The organism is Burkholderia sp. AU4i, assembly GCF_000466765.1.
Taxonomy (GTDB): domain Bacteria; phylum Pseudomonadota; class Gammaproteobacteria; order Burkholderiales; family Burkholderiaceae; genus Burkholderia; species Burkholderia cepacia.
The window spans coordinates 1-835 of sequence record NZ_ASSI01000483.1 but is presented as its reverse complement, the minus strand read 5'-3'; the positions used below and the strand labels follow the sequence as shown (position 1 = coordinate 835).

Sequence of the window (835 nt, the reverse complement as noted above, 5' to 3'; positions counted from 1 at the left end):
GCAAGTCCACCGTGCCGGACGCCACGTTCACGCTGCTGTCGGGCCAGAAGGTCTCGACCGCAGGCGACCTGAAAGGGAAGGTCTATCTCGTGAACTTCTGGGCGACGAGCTGCGCGACCTGCATGCAGGAAATGCCGCAGATGGTCGATACCTATAATCGCTTCAAGGGTCAGGGGCTGGAGTTCGTCGCGGTCGCGATGAACTACGATCCGCCGATGTACGTCGCGAACTACGCGCAGACGCGCCAGTTGCCGTTCAAGGTCGCGCTCGACGACGGCAGCGTCGCGAAGCAGTTCGGCAACGTGCAGCTCACGCCGACGACCTTCGTCGTCGACAAGGACGGCAAGATCCTGAAGCGCTACGTCGGCGCTCCGCAGTTCGCGGAGCTCGACGCACTGCTCAAGAAGGCACTCGACAGCAACGCGGCCTGAGCGCCGCCCGATCCGGCTCGAAGGGGCGCGCGCCGCGCCCTTCCCCGCACGACGGACCGCACGACCGGGCAACCCGGTTCCGCGGTCCGTTCGCTTTTCAGCGCTCGGTTTCGCCTTTCGCCGACAGCCCGTAGCGTTTCATCTTCTCGTACAGCGTCGCCTTGCCGACATGCAGCCGGTCGGCCGTCGCGGCGACCGCGCCGCCCGTCTGGTTCAGCGCCTCGGCGATCACCGCGCGCTCGAATTGCTCGATGCGCTCCTTCAGCGTCTGCTCGTTGTCGGCATCGCCGCCGTTCGCGCCCGTCTCCTGCGGCATGTCGGCCACGCCGAGCACGAAGCGGTCGGCCGCGTTGCGCAGCTAGATCGGAAGAGCACACGTCTGAACTCCAGTCACGTGAAACGAT

The 835-nt window shown here is 65.9% G+C and carries 1 protein-coding gene and 1 pseudogene; one reads left to right on the top strand and one right to left on the bottom strand.

Annotated elements, in window-relative coordinates:
• Positions 1-431, top strand: a 431-nt coding sequence (locus L810_RS43685; RefSeq protein ID WP_042978541.1) for a TlpA disulfide reductase family protein, incomplete at its 5' end; no start/stop codon positions are given.
• 97 nt (positions 432-528) lie between these two features.
• On the opposite strand, the pseudogene L810_RS43680 reads toward L810_RS43685, so the two are convergent.
• Positions 529-789, bottom strand: a pseudogene (locus L810_RS43680) (helix-turn-helix domain-containing protein); the annotation flags it as partial.
• Positions 790-835: the final 46 nt, after the last annotated feature.